The organism is Mycobacterium colombiense (assembly GCF_001672755.1).
In the GTDB taxonomy this organism is placed as follows: domain Bacteria; phylum Actinomycetota; class Actinomycetes; order Mycobacteriales; family Mycobacteriaceae; genus Mycobacterium; species Mycobacterium colombiense_C.
Window position 1 is genome coordinate 60389 of the sequence record NZ_LZKI01000073.1, and the last position, 17506, is coordinate 77894.

At 67.8% G+C, this 17506-nt stretch carries 14 protein-coding genes and 1 pseudogene; 6 read left to right on the plus strand and 9 right to left on the minus strand.

Features of this window, described 5'->3' with window-relative positions; genetic code table 11:
- Positions 1–17 precede the first annotated feature (17 nt).
- On the minus strand, positions 18–722 hold the full coding sequence (locus A5708_RS10020) for a DUF2334 domain-containing protein (RefSeq protein WP_065028466.1): 705 nt from the start codon (positions 720–722) through the stop codon (positions 18–20).
- Between the two features lie 156 nt (positions 723–878).
- Here A5708_RS10020 and A5708_RS10025 point away from each other — a divergent pair, with 156 nt between their 5' ends.
- Together A5708_RS10025 and A5708_RS10030 are read left to right on the plus strand one after the other, a co-directional pair.
- Positions 879–2498 (plus strand): DHA2 family efflux MFS transporter permease subunit, encoded by a 1620-nt coding sequence (locus A5708_RS10025; protein ID WP_065028467.1) that lies wholly within the window; start codon positions 879–881, stop codon positions 2496–2498.
- Positions 2499–2638: 140 nt separating this feature from the next.
- Positions 2639–4252: a DHA2 family efflux MFS transporter permease subunit gene (locus A5708_RS10030; protein WP_065028468.1), complete on the plus strand. Its 1614-nt coding sequence runs from the start codon at positions 2639–2641 to the stop codon at positions 4250–4252.
- 5 nt (positions 4253–4257) lie between these two features.
- Here the strand turns inward: A5708_RS10030 and A5708_RS10035 are convergent.
- The 3 genes and pseudogenes from A5708_RS10035 to A5708_RS10045 all read right to left on the minus strand — a co-directional run.
- Positions 4258–4734, minus strand: a pseudogene (locus tag A5708_RS10035) (TetR/AcrR family transcriptional regulator); the annotation flags it as partial.
- An 81-nt stretch (positions 4735–4815) separates the two neighbouring features.
- Positions 4816–6978, minus strand: a complete 2163-nt coding sequence (locus A5708_RS10040) for a S9 family peptidase (RefSeq protein WP_065028470.1) — start codon at positions 6976–6978, stop codon at positions 4816–4818.
- Positions 6975–7865 carry a phosphoribosylaminoimidazolesuccinocarboxamide synthase gene (locus A5708_RS10045; protein WP_065028471.1) on the minus strand — a complete coding sequence of 297 codons (891 nt, stop codon included), beginning with the start codon at positions 7863–7865 and terminating at the stop codon, positions 6975–6977. The genes A5708_RS10040 and A5708_RS10045 overlap by 4 nt, the downstream gene beginning before the upstream one ends.
- Before the next feature lie 52 nt (positions 7866–7917).
- On the opposite strand from A5708_RS10045, the gene A5708_RS10050 reads away from it, so the two are divergent.
- Positions 7918–8538 (plus strand): hypothetical protein, encoded by a 621-nt coding sequence (locus tag A5708_RS10050; RefSeq protein WP_065028472.1) that lies wholly within the window; start codon positions 7918–7920, stop codon positions 8536–8538.
- Here the strand turns inward: A5708_RS10050 and A5708_RS10055 are convergent.
- Genes A5708_RS10055 through purB form a run of 3 tightly spaced genes read right to left on the minus strand, consistent with a single transcriptional unit; the run spans position 8503 to position 12199 of the window.
- The gene (locus A5708_RS10055) at positions 8503–9525 is read right to left on the minus strand and encodes a tellurite resistance/C4-dicarboxylate transporter family protein (protein ID WP_065028473.1); all 1023 of its coding nucleotides are present in this window, start codon (positions 9523–9525) and stop codon (positions 8503–8505) included. The two genes, A5708_RS10050 and A5708_RS10055, sit on opposite strands and share 36 nt — an antisense overlap.
- Positions 9522–10784: a cytochrome P450 gene (locus A5708_RS10060; protein ID WP_065028474.1), complete on the minus strand. Its 1263-nt coding sequence runs from the start codon at positions 10782–10784 to the stop codon at positions 9522–9524. The genes A5708_RS10055 and A5708_RS10060 overlap by 4 nt, the downstream gene beginning before the upstream one ends.
- On the minus strand, positions 10781–12199 hold the full coding sequence (gene purB / locus A5708_RS10065; RefSeq protein WP_065028475.1) for an adenylosuccinate lyase: 1419 nt from the start codon (positions 12197–12199) through the stop codon (positions 10781–10783). The genes A5708_RS10060 and purB overlap by 4 nt, the downstream gene beginning before the upstream one ends.
- A 49-nt stretch (positions 12200–12248) precedes the next feature.
- On the opposite strand from purB, the gene A5708_RS10070 reads away from it, so the two are divergent.
- The gene (locus A5708_RS10070; protein WP_065028476.1) at positions 12249–12995 is read left to right on the plus strand and encodes a DUF429 domain-containing protein; all 747 of its coding nucleotides are present in this window, start codon (positions 12249–12251) and stop codon (positions 12993–12995) included.
- Positions 12996–13002: 7 nt separating this feature from the next.
- Here A5708_RS10070 and A5708_RS10075 read toward each other — a convergent pair whose 3' ends face one another.
- Complete coding sequence (locus A5708_RS10075; protein WP_065028477.1) at positions 13003–13620, minus strand: TetR/AcrR family transcriptional regulator; 618 nt, start codon at positions 13618–13620, stop codon at positions 13003–13005.
- A 61-nt stretch (positions 13621–13681) separates the two neighbouring features.
- On the opposite strand from A5708_RS10075, the gene A5708_RS10080 reads away from it, so the two are divergent.
- A complete protein-coding gene (locus A5708_RS10080) occupies positions 13682–14599 on the plus strand; it encodes an alpha/beta hydrolase-fold protein (RefSeq protein ID WP_065028613.1) in 918 nt (305 codons plus the stop codon).
- 52 nt (positions 14600–14651) lie between these two features.
- The gene (locus A5708_RS10085) at positions 14652–16235 is read left to right on the plus strand and encodes a gamma-glutamyltransferase family protein (RefSeq protein ID WP_065028478.1); all 1584 of its coding nucleotides are present in this window, start codon (positions 14652–14654) and stop codon (positions 16233–16235) included.
- On the opposite strand, the gene purD is transcribed toward A5708_RS10085, so the two are convergent.
- Positions 16232–17500 (minus strand): phosphoribosylamine--glycine ligase, encoded by a 1269-nt coding sequence (gene purD / locus A5708_RS10090; protein ID WP_065028479.1) that lies wholly within the window; start codon positions 17498–17500, stop codon positions 16232–16234. The genes A5708_RS10085 and purD overlap by 4 nt on opposite strands.
- Between the last annotated feature and the right edge of the window lie 6 nt (positions 17501–17506).

Consider the following 17506-nt stretch of genomic DNA (forward strand, 5'->3'; position numbering starts at 1 on the left):
GTCAGACAGTCGCTTCGTCAGGCGGCGTCGAGCACCGCTTTGGCCGCCTCCCAGCGATACACGGTGGGTGTGCAGGCATGCATCAAGGCCAGGTCGACCGCGTCCACCATGGCCTGCAGCGGCCCGGGCTTGCGCAGGTGGCGAGCCGCGACCGCAACCCGGACGACGCCGCCGCGACGGGCGATCCGCTCGGCGGACAGCACCACCATCCGGCACCACCACGGCTCGGTGAGGAAGCCTTCGCCGATGCCGAGGACGCGGGCGCGGACGGTGTTGTGGCGGACCAGGTCGGTGATCCCATGCAGATCGGCCAGCAAGCGGAATCCGTTGTCCGGCAAAGCCTTGACAACCCCGGGTGACACCACCCAGCCGGGTGCCGCGAACAAGCGGGTGCGCAGCCCGAGGTGCTCGAGCACCCGGTCGGCGGCCATCAATCGCAGGTTGGCCTCGTGCGCCCGCAGGATCGCGAATTCACCGCGGCGCTTCTTGGTCGCGGCGTCGTCGTAGCCGTGCAACACGATGGCGTCGCCGCCGGCGCGACGGGTGGTCAGCCATTCGACGGTTTGTGGGTCGTGGTCGAGCCGGTAGTCACCGGTCAGGCGCGGAGCCACCAACAACGACACCGGTACCTTACGGGCATCCATTTTCGCGCAGAACGCCTCGACGTCGGGAAGGGTGCGCTCACCGATCCCCGAGACCGAGACGATCAATTTTCCAGACACACCAGCAGTTTGCCGATCCCAAGTGTCGGAATGGTGAAGGACACGCAGACAGCAGGCGTATATGCACTCGCCCCAGCGCGATAACTGATTTCGGCGGCTGTCAGACCTGCCCTCACAACAACCGCCGCGAGCGTCAGCCGGGGTGATCAGTTCGATATGCTAAGCAACGCCATGGATGAGGCCTCGTACGCAGCGGCCAGAACCCCGCTGCCCCACGCCCCCACCGGGCAGCCGGGTGTCGAGGAACGGGAATATCCCGACAAGCTCGATGCCGCGCTGCTGCGGATCTCCGGTGTGTGCATCTTGGCCACCGTGATGGCGATCCTGGACGTCACTGTCGTCAGCGTCGCGCAACGCACCTTCATCGACCAATTCGCGTCCTCACAGGCCGTCGTGGCCTGGACGATGACCGGCTACACACTCGCCTTGGCGACCGTGATCCCGATAACCGGGTGGGCGGCCGACCGGTTCGGCACCAAACGGCTCTTCATGGGTTCCGTGGTGGCGTTCATATTGGGCTCGCTGCTGTGTGCGATCGCCGCAAACATCCTGCAGCTCATCGTCTTTCGGGTGATGCAGGGAATCGGCGGTGGCATGCTGCTGCCGTTGGGATTCATGATCTTGACCCGCGAAGCGGGACCGGGACGGCTCGGGCGCCTGATGTCGATCCTGAGCATCCCGATGCTGCTCGCCCCGATCGGCGGGCCGATCCTGGGCGGCTGGCTGATCGACACCTCGAGCTGGCGGTGGATCTTCCTGATCAATGTGCCGATCGGGTTTCTCACCATCGCACTGGCCGCGATCATCTTCCCGCGGGATCACCCGGCCCGCTCGGAGACCTTCGACGCCGTCGGCGTGCTGCTGCTCTCGCCGGGCCTGGCGATGTTCCTGTTCGCGGTGTCCTCCATCCCGGGCCGCGGCACCGTGGCCGACCGCCACGTGTTGATACCGGCGGCGATCGGTCTGGCATTGATCGCGGGCTTCGTCGCGCACGCGTGGCGTCACGCCGATCATCCGCTGATAGATCTGCGACTGTTCCGCAACCCCGTGCTCACGCACGCCAACGTGACGATGCTGGTGTTCGCCGGCGCATTCTTCGGCGCCGGCCTGCTGCTCCCGAGTTATTTCCAGCAGGTGCTGCACCAGACGCCGATGCAGGCGGGCGTGCACATGATCCCTCAGGGGCTGGGCGCCATGCTGACCATGCGGCTCACCGGGCCGCTGGTGGACAGGCAGGGTCCCGGCAAGATCGTGCTGGTCGGCATCGCGCTGATCACCGCCGGCCTGAGTGCCTTCGCCTTCGGGGTGGCCACCCAGGCCCACTACCTGCCCATCCTGCTGGTCGGGCTGGCGATCATGGGGCTGGGCATGGGCTGCACGATGATGCCCCTGTCGGTCGCCTCCGTGCAGGCGCTGGCGCCCCATCAGATCGCCCGGGGAACGACGTTGATGAGCGTCAGCCACCAGGTGGGCGGCTCGATGGGAACCGCGCTGATGTCGATGATCCTGACGAACCAGTTCAATCGCAGCCCGAACATCGTCGCAGCAAACAAGCTCGCCGCCCTGCACCAGAAGGCCGCCGTCGACGGAGTGCCGGTCGATCAGTCGGCGATACCGCGGCAGTCGTTCGCCCCCGGATTTGCGAGCAATGTCGTGCACGATCTTTCGCAGGCCTACACCGCGGTATTTGTGATTGCCGTCGTGCTGGTGGTGTGCACCTTCATTCCGGCATGGTTTTTGCCGAAAAAGCCGGCAAGCGAAACGGCCGGCGAATAACATTATCGCCCGGTAACCACGTGACCAGGCTGTTTGTCTGTTTAACGCCCGCGGAAGGCGGAATCTCCGCGTTGCGAATTACACGCGTGCGAATAAGCGAATACGAGTAAAAACCCTTCTGCCGGGGCAACCCTGTGGATATGCTCAGCGGCGCCATGCAGAAGACCCGCTCCGCAGCTTTCAGCGTCCCGTTGCCTACCGCCCCGGGATCGTCGCTGCGCTCCGACGAATACCCCGAGAAGCTGGACGCGGCGCTGTTCAGGATCGCCGGGGTGTGCGGCCTGGCCTGCATCATGGCCGTGCTGGACAGCACCGTCGTCGCCGTCGCACAGCGCACCTTCATTGCGCAGTTCGGGTCCACCCAGGCCATCGTCTCGTGGACGATCGCCGGCTACATGCTCGCGTTCGCCACCGTGATCCCGATTACCGGATGGGCGGCGGATCGGTTCGGCACCAAGCGCCTCTTCATGGGTTCTGTGCTGATCTTCACGCTGGGGTCGCTACTGTGCGCGATCGCGCCAAACATCTTGCTGCTCATCCTGTTTCGGATAGTCCAGGGCATCGGCGGCGGCATGTTGTTGCCGCTGAGCTTCGTGATCCTGACGCGCGAGGCGGGACCGAAGCGGGTCGGCCGCCTGATGGCGGTGGGTGGAATCCCGATTCTGCTGGGCCCCATCGGTGGGCCGATCCTGGGCGGCTGGCTGATCGGCGCCTACGGCTGGAAATGGATCTTCCTGATCAACCTGCCGATCGGGCTCACCGCCTTCGCCCTCGCGGCGATCATGTTCCCGAAGGATCGCTCGGCTCCGTCGGAGGCGCTCGACATCACCGGAGCGCTGCTGCTGTCGCCCGGCGTGGCGATCTTTTTGTGCGGGGTGTGTTCCATCCCGGGGCGCCACACGATCGCCGACCGCTACGTGCTGGCCCCGGCCCTCCTCGGCCTGGGCCTGATCGCCGCGTTCATCCTGCACGCCTGGTATCGCACCGATCACCCCCTGATCGATCTGCGATTGTTCCGGAACCCGGTGGTCACCCAGGTCAACGTAACCCTGCTGGTGTTCGGCGCCGCCTCGGTCGGCACCGGCCTGCTGGTGCCGAGTTTCTTCCAGATCGTCGGCCACGAGACGCCGATGCAGTCCGGTCTGCACATGCTGCCGATCGGGATCGGCGCGGTGCTGACCATGCCGCTCGGCGGAGCCTTCATGGACAAGCGCGGGCCCGGCAACATCGTGCTGATCGGGCTGCCGCTGATGGCGGTGGGGCTGGGGATCTTCACCTACGGCGTCGCCAGGCAGGCCGCGTATTCACCGGTCTTGGTGACCGGGTTGGCGATCATGGGGCTGGGCATCGGCCTTACCACCACGCCGCTCTCCGCGGCGCTCATGCAGGCGCTGGCCCCGCATCAGGTTGCCCGCGGGACGACGCTGATCAGTGTCAACCAGCAGGTGGGCGGCTCGATTGGGGCCGCGCTCATGGCGGTGATCCTGACCAATCAGTTCAACCGCAACGAGGCCCTGATGGCGGCGAACGAGATGGGCGGGGTGCGCCCGGGCGCCGGCAAGCACGGCCTGCCGGCCGATCCGTCCGCCGTCCCGAGACAGCCGCTTGCCCCCGATCTGGCCAGCCACGTGTCGCACCACTTGGCACACGCCTATACCGCCGTGTTCGTGCTGGCCGTCGTGCTGGTGGCGTTCACCATCATCCCGGCATCATTCTTGCCGAAGAAGCCGCCGAGCCAGCCCGCCGGCGAATAGCGCCATCACCCGGCGAACAGCATCCTCGCGATCCGTCGCACCGTCTCCATCGGGTCGGTGGCCCTGACCTGATCGTCGACGGCGTCGTTGAGCCACAGCGTCGCAAATCCGTGCACCAGCGACCAAGCCGCCAACTCGGCGCCGCCGGGGTCGGCACGGGCGTCGGGATCCTGCAGCGTCGCCACCCCGCGAGCAAGCTCCGCGGCGGCCGCGGCCTCGGCGGTCGCCAGGTCCCCGTCTGACGCATCGAGCAGCGACTTGTCGAACATGACCCGGTAGTGGCCCGGGTGGTCGATGGCGAATCGCACATACGCGAGTGCGGCGTCGACGAAGTCGCCCCGGGCATCGGCCAGGGCCTGTGCCAACAGCGCGAAGCCCTCTGCGGCCAGCGCGGTGAACAGACCCCGGCGATCGGTGAAGTGGTGCGCCGGCGCGGCGTGGGAGACACCCGCGGACCGGGCCAATTCGCGCAGCGAGACGCCCTGTTGCTGATGCTGGCCATGTTCCCGGCCAACATCTACGCGTCCCGGATGCCCGATCCGCCGAAATCGATGACGACCCGGCTACCTCTGCGGGTCGGCGCCGAGATCGTCTTCCTGGCGGCCGCCGTTGCGGTCGCCCTCGGCGGCCGCTAACAGCCACGCGTATTGGAAGGCGGCTTCCTCCCAGCCCTTGTAGCGGCCACTGACGCCACCGTGTCCGGCGTTCATCTGGGTCTTCAACAGAACCGGACTGCCGTCGCCGTTGGCGTGGCGCAGTGCCGCGACCCATTTGGCCGGCTCCACGTAGTAGACCCTCGTATCGTTCAGCGACGTCATGGCCAAAATCGCCGGATACCGCTTGGCCTCGACATTCTCATACGGCGAATAGGACTTCATGTAGGAGTAGACATCCTTGTCCGCCAAGGGATTTCCCCATTCATCCCACTCGGTGACAGTCAGCGGCAAGGAGGGATCCAAGATAGTGGTCAGCGGGTCGACGAACGGGACCTGCGCGAGAATTCCGGCGAAGAGCTCCGGCGCCAGGTTGGCCACCGCTCCCATCAGCAGTCCGCCGGCGCTGCCCCCCAGCGCCACCAGCTGACGCGGCCGGGTCACGCCGGAATCCACCAAATGCCGTGCCACCGCGACGAAGTCGGTGAACGTGTTCCTTTTCTCCAACAGCTTGCCATGCTCGTACCACAGCCGGCCCATCTCGCCGCCGCCACGCACGTGGGCGATGGCGAACACCATGCCTCGGTCCAGCAGCGACAATCGGGCGATGGAGAAGCTCGGGTCGGTGCACAGCTCGTAGGCGCCGTAGCCGTAAAGCAATGCGGGCGCCGGAAATTCGATCCCGGCGCGGTGCACGATGGACACCGGGATCCGGGTGCCGTCGTCGGCGACCGCCCAGTCACGCCGTTCCACGTAGTCCTCGGGCCGGTAATCGCCGAGCACAGGCTGCTCGCGCAGCAAGGTGCGTTCGCCGGTGGTGAGGTCGATGTCGTAGACCCGGGCCGGAACCACCAGCGATCCCGCCCTGATCCGCAGCTTGGGTGCCTCCCAGTTGGGGTTGCCGGCCGGGCCGGCCGTCATCAGCTCGGAGTCGAACGAAATCTCTTCGGGCTGCCCATAGGTGCCGTCGGCGTTGATCGGCCACAGCTGCATTCGGGGCAGCGCCTCGCGTCGGTAGCTGACCACCAGGAGGCCGGCGAAAGCGTCGACCGCGTCGAGTCGGACGTCGTCGCGGTGCGGGATCAGGGTGCGCTGCTGCGCCGGATCGCTGACCGGCGCCTCGGTGAGGGTGAAGTTGACCGCGCCGTCGTTGTGCAGGATCAAGAACCGGTCCTGCCCGCCGATGACCGCGTGCTCGACCGCGTACTCGACGCCCTCGCGGCGCGGCAGCACGACGGTGAACTGCGCCTGCGGGTCGGCGGCGTCGGCGTAGCGGTACTCGGAGGTGATCGAGGACCCCGAGGCGATGAATACGTAGGCCTCGCTGCGGGTGAGTCCCACACCGAGCCAATACTTTTCGTCTTCTTCGTGATAGACCAGCTCGGCCTCGTCGCCGGAGCCCACCCGATACCGCCACACCTTGTCGGGTCGGTGCGCGTCGTCCAGCGTCAGGTAGTACACGGTGCGGTTGTCGGCGGCCCACGTCGCACCCGCGCCGATATCGGCGATCTCGTCGGGGAACAGCTCGCCGGTACGTAAGTCCTTGAACCGCAACGTGTAACGCTCGTCGCCGAGGGTGTCGACGGAGTACGCCAGCAGGTTGCCATCGAGGCTCACCGTCGCGGCCCCCAGGGAGAAGAATTCGTGTCCCTCGGCTTCGGCATTGGAATCGAGCAGGATCTGTTCGCCCGGGATCGCGGTGTTCTCGTCCAGCGTCGGCGGGTCCCAATCGTCGGGCCCGCTGATCGGACAACGGCATTGGACGCGATATTGTTTGCCCTCGTAGGTGCGCGCGTAGTACCACCACTCGCCCTGCCGGGTGGGCACCGAAAGATCCGTCTCCTTGGTGCGCGCCTTGATCTCGTCGAAAATCTGCTGCCGCAGCGGTTCGAGGTGGGCGGTCATCTGATCGACGTAGGCGTTCTCCGCCTCGAGGTAGGCGATGACTTCGGGGTTGGTTTTTTCGCGCAGCCACTCGTACGGATCGACGAAGACGTCGCCGTGGTGCTCACGCCGACTCTCCACCCGCTTGGCGACCGGGGGCACCGAGCCGTCCGAATGCGTTTCGGTCATGCGCTGGGTCCGATCCAGTCGTTGAAGCTCAGGCCGGAAATGCGTTCGTAGGCATCGATATAGCGGTCTCGGGTGGCGTCGATGATGTGCTCCGGCAGTGGCGGCGGCGGTTTTGTGCCGTGGCGGTCCCAGCCGGACTCGGGCCCGGTCAGCCAGTTGCGGACGAACTGCTTGTCGAAGCTGTTCTGGACGACGCCGACCTGGTACTCGTCGGCCGGCCAGTACCGCGACGAATCCGGCGTGAAGATTTCGTCGGCGAGCAGCAGGTTGCCGGCGCGGTCGGTGCCGAACTCGAATTTGGTGTCCGCGATGATGATTCCCTTCCGGAGCGCGTGATCCGCGGCCTGCAGATAGGTCTGCAGGGTGCGGTCGCGCAGTTGGTTGGCGGGCACGGCACCGACCATCTCGATGACGCGGGCGAAGGGGATGTTCTCGTCGTGGTCGCCCAGTGCGGCTTTCGTCGCGGGGGTGAACAGCGGTTCGGCGAACCTGCTGGCTTCGACCAGTCCCGGCGGCAGCGCGATGCCGCAGACCGTCCCGGTCGCCTGGTAGTCCAGCAATCCCGAGCCGGTCAGGTAACCGCGCGCCACGCATTCCACCGGAAGCATCTCCAGCTGGCGCACCACCAGCGCGCGGCCAAGCACCTCGTCGGGGATGCGTGGGTCGTCGGGCGGCCCGGCCAGATGGTTGGGGGCGTCGACGAGACCGAAGAAGAAGACGCTCATCGCGGTGAGGATGCGGCCCTTGTCCGGGATGGTGCTGTCCAGGACGAAGTCGTACGCCGAGATGCGGTCGGAGGCGACGAGCAGCAGGTGTTCGCCGTCGACGCGATACAGCTCGCGGACCTTGCCGCTGGCCAGATGCTGGTAGTCGGACAGTGCAGGCATCCGGTCAGCCTATCGGGCACCTGCAAACGCGCTTTGTGCTGGGATCGGGGCTATGACACTGCGGTTTCTGCCCTACTCCACCAGGCCCGGCCGGCTGGCCGTCCAGCTGTTCAGCGACTTGGCCGTCGTCATCTGGACAGTGCTCTGGCTGCTCGTCGGGCTGGCCGTCTACGACGCCATCGCCACCATCGCAGACGCGGGCCGGCAGGTGGAGAGCGGCGCGAACGGAATCGCCGGCAACCTCGAGTCCGCCGGCCACGGCGCCCAGCACATCCCGGTGGTGGGTGACGCGGTCAGCAAGCCGCTCAACTCCGCCAGCCACGCCGCGCTGGACATCGCCGGCGCGGGCCACGATCTGGACAGCGCGGCAAGCTGGCTCGCGGTGCTGCTCGCGATGGCCGTCGTTGCGGTGCCGATCCTCATCGCGGCGCTGCCGTGGTTTTTTCTGCGACTGCGATTCTTTCGGCGCAAGTTGACGGTGACCGCACTGGCCGCGACCCCGGCCGGTGCGCAATTGCTTGCGCTGCGCGCGCTGACGAACCGTCCGCCCCGGAAGTTGATCGCCGTCAGCACGGATCCGGTCGGCGGGTGGCGCCGTGATGATCCGGCCACCATCGGGGCCCTGGTCGCGCTCGAACTACGGTCGGCCGGAATCGCGCTGCGCGGGAGCTAGCAGCAGCGCCCGCGCCACCAGTAGCAGCCCGGCGATGACCACAATGATCCAGGCGGCCAACGCATCCCAGAAGAACACCAGCGAGACGGTGAGCAGCGGGTGCCGGCCGAGCTCGACCGCCATGGCGAAGCTGGCCGCGGAGTACATGCCCAGCGGGAACACGAACGCCCACCACACACCGGTGAATTGCAGCATGTTGGGGTGCCGCCTGATGCGGTGCAGCGCAAAGTAGATCAGCGGCGGTATCCACAGGGTGGCCGTCACCCCGGTGACGATGCTGAGCGTGCGGACCGGACCGGCCAGCCAGGCGGGCGCCACGGCGTGGATGTTGTCGCCGGCCAACGTCGCAATCGCCATGGCGCCCATCAGGATCCAGGTGTCGGGTTCGAAGCCGTCGCGGTCCTGGCGTTCGCTGACGACACGCCAGAGGGTCAGCCACGTCATCAGGCCGTAGATGCACAGCGCCGCCACCCACCCGGCCACGGCCACCGCCAGCCACCAGTGATGGCCGGTCTGTCGTGCCGCCCGGGCGATCACGATCGCCAAGCCGGAGGTGCCCACGCTGCCCAGCTGCCAGGGGCCGTGGGCGTGGTCGCGTAGCTCTGTCCACCGGTGCGCCAACATGTTTCGCGCGCTGAACAGGATCAGCACCAGCCAAAACGCCAGGCCGACCGCGCCGAGCACCCGCGCCACCCACACGTTGGACGACAGGCGGGTGTCGATCACCGCGCACGCGGCGACGAAAGTTATCAGGCGCAGGGTGACGTCGGGATCGGTCAGATCCCACCGCAGCCGCTGGCCGGGGATGGCGACCTTCGCGACGACCAGGGCGACCAGAACCAACAGTCCGACGGTAGCGATGACACCCATCGTGTCGCTGATCAACCGGTACCCGTGATCGTGCGCGCCGATCGACAAGATTCCCGTCGCCATCACCGCGGCGAACACATCGGGTGAGGGCTCGACATCGGCGAACCGGATCGTCACGGTTGTTCGCGCAGCTCCACGACGAGGTGCCGAATGCCGGTGTGCCGATTGCTGCGGGCCCATTCGACCGGCCGGACGACGTGGACCCCGCCGAACCGCGACAGCAGCTCTTCGAACAAGACCCGCAGCTCGAGCCGGGCCAGGTTGGCACCCAGGCAATAGTGCACACCCTGGCCGAACCCCAGATGCGGGTTGGGCTTTCGGGCGATATCGAACTCGTCGGCGTTCTCGAACACGCCGGCGTCGCGATTCGCCGAGCCTTCCCAGATCTGTATCTTCTGTCCGGCCTCGACCGGCTGCCCGCCCAGCGTGACATCGCGGGTGGCGGTGCGGCGTTTGGAGGGCGACGGCGACGTCCACCGCACCATCTCCTCGACGGCCGTGGGCAGGGCGTCGAGATCGCCGCGCAGTGACCGCAATTGGTGCGGATGGTCGGCCAGCGCCAGAAGGCCGCCCGCGACGGCGTTGCGGGTGGTCTCCGCCCCGGCGCTGAACAACAGGCTGAAGAACAGGTACAACTCGAGGTCGGACAGGGCGGACCCGCCGTCGGCGTCGTCGAGCATCGCGTTCGCCACGACCGACAGCATGTCGTCGGTCGGGTTCTCCCGCTTGGCCGCGATCAACTGCTGACCGTACTCATACATCCGCGACCCGGCCGCTGCGTCTCTTTCGGAGACCGACAACTGCGACAGTGCGGCCTTGCGCGAGCCGCCGAAGTCGAACTGTGGCTCGATTGCCTCGAATAACCAATGCCGTTCGGATTCAGGCACTCCCAGCAGGATGCAGATCATCTGCATCGGCAATTCGGCAGCGATGTCGACCAGGAAGTCGAACGGCTCGCCCGGCACCACCGCATCCAGCAGCCGGCGCGCCCGGGTCCGCAGGTCGTCCTCCACCAGCCGGATCATCCGCGGCGTCAGCCCGGAGCTGACCAGCCGCCGGATCTGCGAATGCCGCGGATCGTCCATCATGTTGAGCACCTGACCCGCGATCGCCAGGTCCTGCAACAGCGTGCCGCCATACGGCCGCGGGCCACCGGTGACCGATGAATACGTCACCGGATCCTTGAGCACCTCAAGCGTTTCCGAGTAGGTGGCCACCGACCAGAACCCCTCGCCATCCGGGGTGTTGTCGGTCGGGGCATGCCAGTACACGGGCGCCTCACGACGATGGATCGCGAACAGATCGTGCGGAAATCCGTTGGCGAAGTTGTCCAGATCGGTGAAGTCGATCTCCGCGAGCGCGCCGGCCAGCGTCACAGGATCGCACCCGGGGCGTACTTGGCCGCGTCCGGGTAGCGGTTCACCAGCGCGTCCACCTGCGCCGCCACCTCGTCGACCTGGTCACCGGCGGCGCCGGTGAACGCTTTCTTGTCGGCGAGCGCGGCGTCCAGCGCCGCCCGGTCCAGCGGCAACCGCTCGTCGGCCGCCAGCCGCTCCAGCAGGTCGGGCTCGGCGCCGTGTTCGCGCATGGCGAGGGCGGTGGCCACCGCGTGTTCGCGGATTACGTGGTGCGCGGCCTCGCGCCCGACGCCGGCGCGCACCGCGGCGATCAACACCTTGGTGGTGGCCAGGAACGGCAGGTAGCGATCCAGCTCGCGACTGATCACCGCCGGATAGGCGCCGAACTCGTCGAGCACCGTCAAGAACGTCTCGATCTGCCCGTCGATGGCAAAGAAGCTGTCCGGCAACGCCACTCGACGCACCACCGAACAGAACACGTCGCCCTCGTTCCACTGCGCGCCCGCCAGTTCGGCGGCCATCGAGGCGTAACCGCGCAGCACAACCTGCAACCCGTTGACCCGCTCGCAGCTGCGCGTGTTCATCTTGTGCGGCATGGCCGAGGAGCCGACCTGTCCTGGCGCGAATCCCTCCGTGACCAGTTCATGCCCGGCCATCAGCCGGATGGTGTGGGCCAGCGACGACGGCCCGGCACCCAGCTGCACCAGCGCCGAGAGTACGTCGTGGTCCAGCGAACGCGGATACACCTGCCCGACGCTGGTCAATACCGTTGCGAATCCCAGGAATTCGGCGACGCGCCGCTCGAGCTCGGCGAGCTTGGCCGCGTCGCCGTCCAGCAGGTCGAGCATGTCCTGCGAGGTGCCCATCGGGCCCTTGATGCCGCGCAGCGGGTAGCGGTCGATCAGCTCCCGCAACCTGGTCAACGCGATCAGCGTCTCCTGGGCCGCCGACGCGAACCTCTTGCCCAACGTGGTGGCCTGCGCGGCGACGTTGTGGCTGCGGCCGGCCATCACCAGGTCGCGATAGGACACGGCCCGCTCGGCGAGCCGCGCCGCGACCGCCACGCCGTGACCGAAGACCAGTTCCAGCGAGCGCCGGATCTGCAGTTGCTCCACGTTCTCGGTCAGGTCGCGACTGGTCATGCCTTTGTGCACGTGCTCATGACCGGCCAACGCATTGAATTCCTCGATGCGCGCCTTCACGTCGTGGCGCAGCACCCGTTCGCGGTCCGCGATCGACGCAAGGTCGACGTCTTCGATCACCCGCTCGTAGTCGGCGATGGCTGCGGAAGGTACCGACACACCCAGTTCCGCCTGCGCGCGCAGCACCGCCAGCCACAGCCGCCGCTCGGCGACGACCTTGGCCTCCGGCGACCAGATCGCGACCATCTCGGCACTGGCGTACCGGGTGGCCAGCACATTCGGAATGCTCACTTGGTCCTCACGAACACACAGCTTACGGTCGCGGTCATAGCCTATGCGGATGTACTTCGCCGGCGTCGACCTCGCCTGGGTGGGTCGTAACCCGACCGGCGTCGCCGTCGTCGACTCGGGCGGCGCTCTGCTGAGTGTGTGCGCGGTCCGCGACGACGACGAGATCCTCGCCGCGTTACGCCCCCATGTGCGGGGCGATTGCCTGGTCGCGTTCGATGCGCCCCTGGTGGTGACCAACCCGACCGGCCAGCGTCCCGCCGAGACCGCGCTCAACCGCGATTTCCGTAGGTACGAGGCCGGTGCCCACCCCTGCAACACCGGAAAGCCCGAGTTCGCCAACGGTCCGCGCGCGGGCCGGCTGGCCGCGGCGCTGGGCCTGGATCTGGATCCGCGATCGCCGGCCGCCCGGCGCGCCATCGAGGTCTACCCGCATGCGGCGACGGTCGCTCTGTTCCGCCTGGAGCGGACCCTGAAATACAAGGCGAAGCCCGGTCGGACGGTGGACGGGCTTAAATCCGAGCTGTTGCTGCTGATGGACGGCGTCGAGCGGCTGGCGCAGGCCCCGGTGCCGCTCCGGGTGGCCGGGCATGCCGGCTGGGTCGCGCTGCGCCGGGCCGTCGCGGCCGCGCAGCGCAAAAGCGAGCTGCGCCGCGCGGAGGATCCGGTCGACGCCGTGGTCTGCGCCTATGTGGCGTTGTACGCGCAGCGCAGCCCCGGGAACGTGACGATCTACGGCGACCTGGACACCGGGTACATCGTGACGCCGTCGCTGCCGGCGGATCCGGTCCGCGCGTAGCGGTCGGTCAGATCTGCACGGGCCGCTTATCGATGGGGGCGAGCACCTCGATGAGGTCGACCACCGCACCTTGCGCCGCCGCTAGCGGATCCCGGCCCTCCACCAGGGCCGACACCACCGAACCGTCGACCGCGCAGATCAACGTGCACACCAGTTCGATGTGCACCGAACGGCCCGAGCGCTCGATGGCCTCGGCGATCGCCTCGGCGCGCTGGCGCAGGCTGCGGCGCATGGTCTCGCGCAGTGCGGGCAGCCGGGTGCACGCGATGTGCCGCTCGTATCGCGAGATCAGCTGATCGGTGCGGTCCGGGCCGGACACGTCGCCCACGAGCAGATCGGCCAGCACCTCGGCGATGGTCTCCGGCCCCCGACGTCGACGCGACAAGCCGCTGACCCGCGACCGCAACTGCGCCACTTCGATCATCGCGGTGTGTTCGACGGCGCGCGCGATCAGATCGTCGAGGGAGGAGAAGTAGTAAGTGGTGGACGCCAGCGGCAATCCGGCCCGCCGGGCAACCGCCCGGTGCCGCACGGCTTCGAAGCCGCCCTCGGACAGCAGCTCGGCGGCGGCGCTGACGAGCGCGTACCGTCGACGTTCTCCTTTTGGAGTAACCGCTGCCGTCACGAGTAGCCATCGTGCCAGCCAAAGTGGTACTGCATTGCCATTTCGGCCAAACGGCCGGGGCATAATGGCCCGCATGCCCGACTTGAGCCGACGCGCCCTGCTCGGCCTCGGCGCCAGCGCGGCCGTGGGAGCGGTGGGTGCCTATGCGCTCGACATCCTGTTAGAGCCCCGCACATCTCACGCGATGCCGGCATCGACGGCTGCTACCCAGATGCCGTTGGCGCCGCCGCCCAGTCCGCCTCGCGACCCGGCTCCCCCGGCGGCGGCCGCGCCGACGATGGTGACCGGTTCCTTCGTCTCCGCCGCGCGCGGCGGGGCGAACACGAATTGGGCCATCGCGCGCCCGCCGGGCCAGACGAAGCCGCTGCGACCAGTGATCGCGCTGCACGGCAAGGGCAGTGACGCGTCCACCGTGATGGCGGGCGGCGTCGAACACGGTCTGGCGCAGGCCGTCGATGCCGGACTGCCACCGTTCGCGGTGGTCGCCGTCGACGGCGGTGGCGGCTATTGGCACAAACGGTCGTCCGGCGAGGACAGCGGCGCCATGGTGCTCGACGAGCTCATCCCGATGCTGGGCAACCAGAATCTGGACACTTCACGGGTGGCGTTCCTGGGCTGGTCGATGGGCGGCTACGGCGCATTGCTGCTGGGCGGACGGCTGGGACCGGCCCGCACCGCGGCGATTTGCGCGGTGAGCCCGGCGCTGTGGATGTCCTCGGGTGCGGCCGCACCAGGAGCCTTCGACGGGCCGGACGACTTCGCGGCCAACTCGGTGTTCGGCATGCCCGCCCTGGCCTCGATCCCCATCCGGATCGATTGCGGCGACAGCGATCCGTTCTATTCCGCGACAAAGCAGTTCATCGCGCAACTGCCCAATCCGCCGGCCGGTGGCTTCTCGCCCGGTGGCCACGACGGGGCATTTTGGAGCTCGCAGTTGCCCGCCGAGCTCACCTGGATGGCACCGCTGCTGACGGCCTGACCGCTCGGCACGATATGACGCCGACAGCCGCCGTAGCGTTACGCTCGCGGAGGTGACCGCACCTTTCGACTGGACCCTCCCCTACGCCTGGCCACGCAAGCCCATCCTGGCGGAAAACGTTGTGTGCACATCGCAACCGCTCGCCGCGCAGGCGGGCCTGCGGATGCTCGCGCAGGGCGGCAGCGCCGTGGACGCGGCCATCGCCACGGCCATCACCCTGACGATCGTGGAGCCCGTGTCCAATGGCATCGGTTCGGACGCCTTCGCCATCGTGTGGGACGGCAAGCAACTGCACGGCCTGAACGCCTCGGGCCGATCGCCCGCGGCGTGGACGCCGGAGTACTTCGGCGGCAACGGCGTTCCCGTCCTGGGCTGGAATTCGGTGACCGTGCCCGGCGCGGTGTCGGCGTGGACCGAACTACATGCCAAATTCGGTAGGCTGCCGTTCGAGCGGCTCTTCGAACCCGCAATATCCTACGGCCGCAACGGCTTTCCGGTCTCGCCGACCGTCGCGCAGCAATGGGCGGCGCAGGTGCCGCTCTTTGAAAGCCAGCCAGGTTTTGCCACGGCGTTTCTGCCCGGCGGGCGGGCGCCGAAACCGGGTGAGCGTTTCAGCTTGCCGGATCATGCCGCGACACTGGAGACGATCGCCGCGACCAACGGCGAAGCGTTCTACCGCGGGGAACTGGCGGCCAGGCTCGAGGCGCACGCGCTGGACAACGACGGCGCCATGCGGGCCAGCGATCTGGCGGCCCACCGTGCCGACTGGGTGGGCACGATAGACGGCGGCTACCGCGGATACACGGTCCACGAGATTCCCCCCAACGGTCAGGGCATCGTCGCGCTGATCGCCCTGGGCATTCTGGAGCATTTCGACATGGCATCGCTGCCAGCGGATTCCGCTGACAGCGTGCATCTACAGATCGAAGCGGTGAAACTGGCGTTCGCCGACGCCCAGGCCTATGTCGGCGACATCGAGCACATGCCGCTGGGGCCGGAACTCCTGTTGGACAACGAGTACCTGAAGCGGCGCGCGGGGCTGATCGACCGCGGACGGGCCAAGCCCGCATCCGCCGGGGCCCCCGCGGGCGGAACCGTCTACCTCACCGCGGCCGACGCCGCGGGGATGATGGTGTCGATGATCCAGTCGAACTACATGGGGTTCGGTTCGGGCGTGGTGGTCGCGGGCACCGGGATCTCCCTGCAAAACCGGGGCGCGAATTTCGTTGCCACCCCTGGACATCCGAACACCGTCGCCCCGAACAAGCGTCCCTACCACACCATCATCCCGGCATTCGTGACCAAAGACGGCGCGCCGGTCATGAGCTTCGGGGTGATGGGCGGAATGATGCAGCCCCAGGGTCACGTGCAGGTAATGGTGCGCATCGCCGACCACGGGCAGAACCCGCAGGCGGCATGTGACGGCCCGCGGTTCCGGTGGGTCGAGGGTATGCAGGTCAGCTGCGAAAGAGGTTTCCCGGATTCGACGCTGGACGAATTACGCCGCCGCGGACACGATCTCGTTGCCGTCGACGACTACAATCAATTCGGAAGCTGCCAGGCGATCTGGCGCCTCGAGGGCGGCTACTTCGCGGCCAGCGATCCGCGCCGGGACGGTCAGGCCGCCGCCTTCTAGACACGGATCTTTCCGTCTGCCGCCAGTTGTGCGATGTCGCTGCGGAAATGGCTGCCCGGCAGGCGAATCGAACGCACGACCTGGTACGCGTGGGCCCGGGCGGCCGTCAGGTCGGCGCCCGTGCCCACCACCGACAGCACCCGGCCACCCGACGAGACGATCTCGCCGTCGTCGCGCCGCGCCGTTCCGGCGTGCAGCACCCCGTCGGCCTCCGAGCCCACGATGACGTCTCCCACGCGGGGGCGTCCGGGGTAGCTCTCCGCCGCCAGCACCACCGTCACGGCCGCGCCGTCGTGCCAGCGCAGCTCGCCGAAGTCCGCCAAGGTGCCGCTGGCCGCCGCGTACAACAGCTGGCCCAGCGGCGATTCCAGCAGCGCCAGCACCGCCTGTGTCTCGGGATCGCCGAAGCGACAATTGAATTCGACCACCGCGGGTCCGTTCGCGGTGATCGCAAGGCCGGCATAGAGCAATCCGCTGAACGAGCTGTCCCGCGCAACCATCTCGGCCGCAACGGGTTCGACGATGTTGCTGACCATGTCTCGATACACCTCGTCGGGAAGCCACGGGACCGGCGCGTAGGCGCCCATGCCGCCGGTGTTCGGCCCGCTGTCGCCGTCGCCGACACGCTTGAAGTCCTGCGCCGGCAACAACGGCACCACGGTTGCGCCGTCGACGACGCAGAACAGCGACACCTCCGGGCCGTCCAGGTAGGACTCCAACAGCACCGGGTGCCCCGCCTCGAGCAGCCCGGCGGCGTGCGCGCGGGCGACACCGCGATCCGCGGTCACCACGACGCCCTTGCCGGCGGCCAGGCGGTCGTCCTTCACCACCCAGGCCGCATCCCCGGCCGGCGGCCCGAACCGGTCCAGGGCGGCGTCTAAATGTGCGGGGCTGTCGACGATTTCACTGGTCGCGGTGCGCACCCCGGCCGCGGCCATGACCTCTTTGGCGAACGCCTTGGAGCCTTCGATGCGGGCGGCGTCCTTGCTGGGACCGAAACAGGCGATGCCGGCGGCCCGCACGGCGTCGGCCACCCCGAGGACCAGCGGCACCTCGGGGCCGATGACCACCAGGTCGGCGCGTACCTCGCGGGCCAGGGCGACGACGTCGTCGGTCGAGGTGACATCGACGTCGTGCTGGTCGGCCAGCCGCGCGGTTCCGGCGTTGCCGGGAGCGATCGCCAGCCCCGTGACCTCGGGGTCTTTGCGAAGCGCCAGCAGCAACGCATGTTCACGGGCACCGGAACCAATCACCAGGACGCGCACGACACG

Bases quoted from the DNA above. Each gene is read 5' to 3' on its own strand.
- A5708_RS10050 (WP_065028472.1), top strand. From the start codon at position 7,918: ATGACACTGCGGTTTCTGCCCTACTCCACCAGGCCCGGCCGGCTGGCC.
- A5708_RS10025 (WP_065028467.1), top strand. From the start codon at position 879: ATGCTAAGCAACGCCATGGATGAGGCCTCGTACGCAGCGGCCAGAACC.
- A5708_RS10030 (WP_065028468.1), top strand. From the start codon at position 2,639: ATGCTCAGCGGCGCCATGCAGAAGACCCGCTCCGCAGCTTTCAGCGTC.
- A5708_RS10040 (WP_065028470.1), bottom strand. From the start codon at position 6,978: ATGACCGAAACGCATTCGGACGGCTCGGTGCCCCCGGTCGCCAAGCGG.
- A5708_RS10045 (WP_065028471.1), bottom strand. From the start codon at position 7,865: ATGCCTGCACTGTCCGACTACCAGCATCTGGCCAGCGGCAAGGTCCGC.
- A5708_RS10070 (WP_065028476.1), top strand. From the start codon at position 12,249: ATGTACTTCGCCGGCGTCGACCTCGCCTGGGTGGGTCGTAACCCGACC.